This is a genomic window from Clostridium polyendosporum (assembly GCF_018332455.1).
In the GTDB taxonomy this organism is placed as follows: Bacteria; Bacillota; Clostridia; order Clostridiales; family Clostridiaceae; genus Clostridium_AY; species Clostridium_AY polyendosporum.
Window position 1 is genome coordinate 55,964 of record NZ_BOPZ01000022.1, and the last position, 7,727, is coordinate 63,690.

Below are 7,727 nucleotides of genomic sequence, written 5' to 3' on the forward strand. Positions count from 1 at the left end.
GCTTTATATGCTAATGAAATTCTTCAATAAATTCTTTCCTTCTTTTGTAAATATGGATTCAGGATGAAATTGTATTCCATATACATGATGTTCTTTATGCTGAAGTGCCATTATTTCTCCCTCTTCTGACACTGAGGTTATAATTAAATCCTCTGGTAGGTTTTCTGAATTAACTATAAGTGAATGATATCTTGCTACCTTACAAGGGTTCTCTATACCCTTAAAAATTCCAAGAGAATTATGCTTTACATCAGATACCTTTCCATGCATCTTATACTTTGCATGCACTACCTCTCCACCATATGCAACTCCTATTGCTTGATGTCCTAAGCAAACTCCAAGAATAGGTATTCTTCCTCCAAAAGCCTTAATCACATCAATACATTTTCCTGCATCCTTTGGATGTCCAGGACCTGGAGAAATGATTATATGACTTATTTCATTTTCATCTATATCTGATAATTCGAACTTATCATTTCTTACTACCTTTACTTTGCATCCTAATTCCCCAATATATTGATAAAGATTAAATGTAAAGGAATCATAATTATCAATTAATAAAATCATATCTTCTCCCCCTCTGCTTTTTTTATCGCTGTAATTATGGCTGAAGCTTTATGAAGTGTTTCCTCATATTCCTTTTCAGGTATTGAATCCATAACTATTCCTGCTCCTGCTTGAACAAAAGCCTTATTATCCTTACAAACTACCATTCTTATACCTATACATGTATCCATGTTTCCGTCTAAACCAAAGTATCCAATAGCCCCACCGTAAACTCCTCTTTTTTCTTCTTCAAGCTCTTCTATTATTTCCATAGCTCTTATTTTAGGAGCACCTGATAATGTACCTGCAGGTAATGTAGCTAACACAGCATCAATACCATTTAACTCATCCTTTATTTCTCCATTTACAAGAGATACTATGTGCATTACATGAGAGTACTTTTCTACATTCATAAATGTTGGTACTTTAACTGTACCTATTTTCGATATCTTACCTATATCATTTCTTGCAAGATCAACAAGCATTAAGTGCTCTGCTCTTTCTTTTTCATCTGCCAAAAGTTCTTCTTTTAATATTTCATCTTCCTGTTCATTACATCCTCTTGGACGAGTACCAGCTATAGGACATGTAGTTACTATTCCATTTCTTACTTCAACCATAGATTCAGGTGAACTTCCTAACACTTGAAAATCATTAAAGTTAAAATAGAAAAGATATGGAGATGGATTTATTACTCTAAGAGTTTTATATATTTCTAAAGGATGAATAGTTATATCCATTGATACTCTTTGAGATAAAACAACTTGGAAAATATCTCCATCCTCTATATAATCTTTTGCTTTATTAACCTTATTTATAAAATCTTCTTTAGTTACATGGTATTTTATATTTAACTCTTTAGAGTTAGCTCTTTTCTCTCTTTCTAGTACCTTACCTTTTAAAATGCTATCTTCTAATTCTTTTAATTTTTCTTCATATAAACTAGCTACTATTATTTCATCAGTTTTATGGTCATAAGCTAAAAACTCATCTATAAAAAAGAAATTACATTTAGGAAAACCTATGTTATCTGGGTTCTCATTTGGTATTTCTTCAAGCTCTTTCGCTACATCGTAAGTTATTACACCTACATATCCCCCAGTGAAGGGAATATTTTCATTACAGTATACCTTAAATTTACTAATATTTTCTTTTATTTCATTTAATGATTGTTTTAAATCCTTATTATTCTTTCCTATAAAGGAATATCTGCCTTTTATTACATCATTGCTTTCAAGAAGAAAGCCTTGTTTTTCTCCAACTAATTTTTCATATAATGTTACTGGTGTTTCACCATTTGAAGGTATTCTTTTAGTGTAGACAAATAAATCTTTCATAATTCTCCCCCTAAAATATACTGTTTTAATACTATTATGTATGAAAAAGACGCACTTCATCCCAAAGTTGGGACGAGATGCGTCTCGCGGTACCACCCAAGTTAAGATACATTTTTATAATAAAAAAACACCTTCCTAAATTAGGAAAAGTGTATATTGCCACCCAATGTATCAAATCTCTATCGGATACAGAATAAATTCGATATCCTATCCCTGTAACGTGGGAAATACGGCTCAGACTACTATTATTTCACCCTGCTTCTCGTGAACCCATTCAGTATATATGATCGTATCGGTCTTACACCACCACCGAATCGCTGAAACTACATACTATACCTACTCTTTTCACTCTTTGAATTTGACTATCGATTTGTTATTGTAATTATATATTAATTAAATTTATTTGTAAAGTGGTATTTTTAGTTTTTTAATTTACATGTTATGTTAGTAATATATTCCCTTTGTCTATCAATGGTGACTGATAAATTGTTATTTCTTTTGCTAATTATTTAATGAAATGATAATTTGATTTTATCGATAAAATATTTAATGCTAAAACTTAATAGACATCAAATTTACTAGAGATATACAACTTCACTCCTTAAACAATTCATGAAAATAACCTCAACATGAAATGTTTTTTCTAAAGATATATAAGTTCAATCTTTAACGAATTTTAGGAAATAGAACTAAGCAGGCATCGGGCCTGCTCAGTTTTAAATTGATTTCATCTTAATGAAATAGTAGCGACAAATCAAATATATTAATCAACTTTTTCAAATCTAAACATTGTACCTTGGTAATCTCCCCTTAATTCAGGCATATTTAATCCAACATACATTAACTCATCTCCACCAAAAATTGAGTCCTCACTTATCAATCTGTATTTTCCGTTAGGATCTAAGCCTCTTAACTTGATTGATGTAAATGGTGCATTTGGCTTTGCGTATTGTCTTACATAGCTTACCACTACTTCTTTTTTATCTTCGGAAATAAACATCCAAGCAACATCATTTCCTTCAAATGGACTCTTTAATCTATAATATTCTCCAAATTGAACTATATGTCTTATTTCCTTATATAAATTAACTTGTTCCTTAATGGCTTCCTTTTCTTCACTACTTAACTTTGTTACATCAAGCTCATAACCATAATTACCTGCCATTGCTACCACAGCTCTTGTATTTATTGGAGTATTTCTATAAACCTGATGGTTTGGTACTGCTGATACGTGGCATCCCATTGAAGCACTTGGATAAACCATAGAAGTTCCGAACTGTATCTTTAATCTTTCTATTGCATCTGTATCATCACTAGTCCATGTTTGTGGCATATAGTATAGAATACCTGGGTCAAATCTACCACCACCACCTGAGCAGCTTTCAAATAAAATGTCTGGGAACCTTGAAGTTACAGCATCCATAATTTTATATAGACCTAAAATATATCTATGTGCTGTTTCTCTTTGTCTCTCTGCTGGTAAAGCTAGTGAGCCTATTTCTGTCATATTTCTATTCATATCCCATTTAACATATGAAATTGGTGCAGAAGCTAATACATCACATATTCTTTTAATAACTTCATCACATACTTCTTGCCTTGATAAATCTAATATAAGCTGCTTTCTTGCTTCTGATCTTGTTCTTCCGTTAACATGAATACACCAATCTGGATGTTCCTTGTACAGCTCACTTTCTGGGCAAACCATTTCTGGTTCAAACCATAAACCAAACTTAAGACCCATATCATTTATATTTTTAGCAAGAGTATCTAAACCATTCTTAATTTTATCTCTGTTTACAAACCAGTCACCTAAAGAGCTAGTATCATCATCTCTTTTTCCAAACCATCCATCATCTAAAACAAATAGTTCAATGCCAAGATCACTAGCCTCTCTAGCTATATTTTCTATACTTTCGTCATTAAAATCAAAATAAGTAGCTTCCCAGTTATTTATTAATATAGGTCTTTCTGCATCTCTATATTTTCCTCTAGCAAGACGCTTACCATAAATTTTATGATAAGTACTTGACATACCTGTTAATCCTTTATCTGAATAAACAAGCACTGCTTCTGGAGCTTGGAAAGCTTCTCCACTCTTTAATAACCAATTGAAATCAAATGGGTTAATTCCTAGCTGAACTCTAGCATTACTATATAAATCAACCTCTACATTTGCTAAAAAGTTTCCACTATAAACAAGGCTAAAGCCATAAGCTTCTCCCTTATCTTCAACTGTATCCTTTCTAACTAAAGCTATAAAAGGATTCTCAGCATGTCCACTTGCACCTCTTCTACTTTCTATTGATTGACCACCACTTGTCAATCCTCTTCTTACTACATGTCTTTCTCTAGCCCATGCACCTGATAGTTGAATTAAATCAAATTCACTATCTCTATAATCAACATTTGAACTTAATATACGTAATATCTTAACATCTTCACTGCTATCATTTATGATTTTTGCTGATCTTGTTACAACATCAAGTTCATTAAATACACTATATAATAATACTGCTCTTACATTAGCCACCTTATCTATTAATGTTATTTCTAATGTATCTGCTTCATCATCATTTTCTACATATGTTGCTGGAAGACCTTCTAATTTTGGTTTTCCTTTATATATCTTATGAGAATCATATCTCAAATCTGTTATTGTTGAACCATCAACAAGCTGCAATTGAAAAGCAGGTGAACGCAAATCTGTGTTACCATATGAAGGATACTCTTGATGTAATGCCTCTAAACTAAATTCATCTATATTATCAGTATTTGCAAGAAAGCTTCCCCAATTTTTTAATCTTACTAAATAATCTAGATTACTTGAATTTATGCTTTTTCCCCAATAAAGATGGACAAGATGACCTGTATCCAAAACTTTAATTACATAACTGCTGTCCTTTGATTTTAAGTGAAAAGTTTTACTTATTTGTTCATATATAATAGCCATAATTCCCCTCCCAAATATCCCCTGTTTAACGTTTTCAAATATCTTATATTTAGTATTATAGCTTGCATTATATTGAAATAACATATATATATGTTACAAGAATATGGTTAAATGTTAGATTCAGTAAAAAAAAGAACTGCTCAATTTAGCAATTCTTTACATATAAAATTCATATTTATTTTTAATTATTCATTACACTAAATTCATCAATCTTATTATATTTTCAGAAGTTTTCTCTATATTTTCTTTGCCCTTTTCTAATGCCTCATCTAAAGAGGTTACCCCTCTCATAATGCAAAAAATTGAGTCAATTCCACTTTTATATAATATATCTATATCTTCACCAACTCTACCTGCTAGTGCTACTACTGGCTTATTGTACTTTTTAGCTACAGTAGCAACTCCAAAAGGAGTCTTTCCAAATTGAGTTTGGAAATCAATACTCCCCTCTCCAGTCCAAACCACATCTGCTTTTTTAATCTTTTCTTCTAATCCAGTATATTCAATTACCATTTCAATACCTTTTTTTAATGTACCACTTAAAAATGCCATAAGTCCAGCTCCTAATCCGCCTGCCGCTCCAGCTCCTGGTACTTCTAATATGTCTTTATGCAAATACTCTTTAATTATCTCTGCATAATGTTCCAAGTTACTGTCAAGTATTTCTATCATTTCTGGAGTTGCTCCCTTTTGTGGTCCAAACACCTTGGAAGCTCCTCTTACTCCACAAAGTGGATTTGTAACATCACAAGCTACTTCTACTAAAACATCTTTTAGACGTAAATCAAGATTAGTTAAATCAATCTTATCTAGTTTGCCTAACTGTCCGCCTCCAAAACCTAGCTCGTTTCTGTCTTTATCTAATAACTTTCCACCTAGAGCCTGGACAACACCTGCACCGCCATCATTTGTGGCACTTCCACCAATACCTATTAATAATCTTTTTACCCTATGGTCCAAACAAGCTCTGATTAACTGACCAGTACCATATGTTGTTGTTATAAGTGGATTTCTTTGTTTTGAAGGCACTAAATGAATTCCACTTGCACTAGCCATTTCTAATACACCTGTTTCTCCATCTCCTAGAATACCATATTGTGCTTCTACTTCATTTCCAAGAGGTCCAATTACTTTTAATGAGTATATTGTTCCATTAGTTGCATCTACTAGAGATTGCATTGTACCTTCTCCACCATCAGCCATTGGTACATGTATACAAGTAATTTTATCATTTACTTTTTTAATTCCTCTTTCCATTGCTTCACAAGCCTCTTTTGCTGTCATGCTCTCTTTAAAAGAATCTGGTGCCAATACAATAACTAAATCCTTATTCATAATTCATCCTCCAAAAACTATTTCAATATCTAATAGCTGTACTTCAATTATAATCAAAAATACGGCTTAATAAAAATATACTTTTTAACATATTTTATGTGAAGTCCTCCATCCTCTTATTAAAATGCTGCATAAAAAAACTTATCTTACAGTTTAGTAAGATAAGTTTCCCTCACCAGTATAAGTTATTTAGTAACTAAATATATTAAATATTTCTTAACATTATTTCTATATGTTACAGTAGTATTAAACTACCCTTCTCTTCTTTTAATGAAATGATGATTTGATTTGCAATTTTTCACCTAAAAGATTAATTGCATTTTTCATTAACACTTTATTTTTTGAAAACTGAATTAACCTATGACCATTAGCACCAGAAGGATGAGGAAACCCCATTAAGCATTGTCTTTCCTCAACAATTCCTTTGTCTATTAGATCCCATAATACTTCCTCTACACATTTTCCTAGTGGAATAATTAGGGCTTCCTTAAGTAATTCTACTTGTGGATAGAAATATTGATTTATATATTTTAATAACAGTTCGCTCTTAAATATTTTCGGGCTATGCCCAGTATAGTTATTTTCATTAGAAAAAACTGCATATGGAATCATAGATGTTGTATGTAGTAGATAATCTTTCTCTGCAAAAAGCTCCTCACAACTTTTTATATTAAGTACTTTATTTAGCTCTAATTCATCTAACATTCCTATTATATTTTTGCGAATAATACCATAAAATCTCCCTTCACACTTACAAATATAAAGTATTTTATTTAATGGTATATTTTTTTCTAGACATCTTCTTGCTACTACAATAGATCTATTCATTTGCTGAAAACCTGGCGTTATACCCACAATAAAGATTTTTGCATTAACATTGATATACTCATTATGAGTACAAAAATATATTTCTAAGTTTTTTTCTTTTTCTATAAAAAAGTCCTTAGTTAGCAATTCTTCTTTTTGATAGCTTTCTTTAATAGGGAGATTCGATATATTATAAAAATAATGTTTTATATTTATACTATCCATGCCCATTCCTCTTTAATTTATTATAAATATACTATCCCCTTTTCCTTTTATTATTATTAAGTATGATTATCTTTATATATGATTTATGTTTTTTACAAACAAAAAAAGAACTGCTTAATTTGGCAGTTCTTTTTATATAACTTATATTACGTTCTACAAATATATAAACTCGATACACCCCGGAAGCATATCGAGTTATACAGTATTTATGTGGTGACTCCTAGGGGAATCGAACCCCTGTTACCACCGTGAAAGGGTGGTGTCTTGACCGCTTGACCAAGGAGCCATGTTGACCTGGCAACCTCCTACTCTCCCACACAGTCGCCCGTGCAGTACCATCGGCCTCTTAGAGCTTAACCATCGTGTTCGGTATGGGAACGGGTGTATCCTCTAAAAGCATCATCACCAGATTTGTTGATGAATTTTATTCCATCAAAATTGCACATAAGTTTTAGCCTTTTTATTGGTCAAGCCCTCGACCTATTAGTATCAGTCAGCTTAACATGTTACCATGCTTACACCTC

General features: G+C 31.8%; 5 protein-coding genes, 1 tRNA gene, 1 rRNA gene and 1 other annotated feature. All 7 genes read right to left on the bottom strand.

All coding sequences use genetic code 11. From position 1 onward, the window contains the following. Positions 1 to 3: 3 nt before the first annotated feature. A complete protein-coding gene (locus CPJCM30710_RS12445) occupies positions 4 to 567 on the bottom strand; it encodes an anthranilate synthase component II (RefSeq protein ID WP_212904496.1) in 564 nt (187 codons plus the stop codon). Further along, positions 564 to 1,883, bottom strand: a complete 1,320-nt coding sequence (locus tag CPJCM30710_RS12450) for an anthranilate synthase component I family protein (RefSeq protein ID WP_246503535.1) — start codon at positions 1,881 to 1,883, stop codon at positions 564 to 566. Before CPJCM30710_RS12450 ends, CPJCM30710_RS12445 begins: the two co-directional genes overlap by 4 nt. Positions 1,884 to 1,948: 65 nt before the next feature. After that, positions 1,949 to 2,245 (bottom strand) — a binding site (T-box leader). Between the two features lie 401 nt (positions 2,246 to 2,646). Continuing rightward, on the bottom strand, positions 2,647 to 4,836 hold the full coding sequence (locus CPJCM30710_RS12455; protein WP_212904497.1) for an alpha-galactosidase: 2,190 nt from the start codon (positions 4,834 to 4,836) through the stop codon (positions 2,647 to 2,649). A 192-nt stretch (positions 4,837 to 5,028) separates the two neighbouring features. Next, the gene (locus CPJCM30710_RS12460) at positions 5,029 to 6,171 is read right to left on the bottom strand and encodes a glycerate kinase family protein (protein WP_212904498.1); all 1,143 of its coding nucleotides are present in this window, start codon (positions 6,169 to 6,171) and stop codon (positions 5,029 to 5,031) included. Positions 6,172 to 6,438: 267 nt separating this feature from the next. Continuing rightward, the gene (locus CPJCM30710_RS12465; RefSeq protein ID WP_212904499.1) at positions 6,439 to 7,203 is read right to left on the bottom strand and encodes a hypothetical protein; all 765 of its coding nucleotides are present in this window, start codon (positions 7,201 to 7,203) and stop codon (positions 6,439 to 6,441) included. A gap of 211 nt (positions 7,204 to 7,414) precedes the next feature. Beyond that, positions 7,415 to 7,489, bottom strand: a tRNA-Glu gene (locus tag CPJCM30710_RS12470). 6 nt (positions 7,490 to 7,495) lie between these two features. After that, positions 7,496 to 7,613: ribosomal RNA gene (rrf, locus tag CPJCM30710_RS12475) — 5S ribosomal RNA — on the bottom strand. Between the last annotated feature and the right edge of the window lie 114 nt (positions 7,614 to 7,727).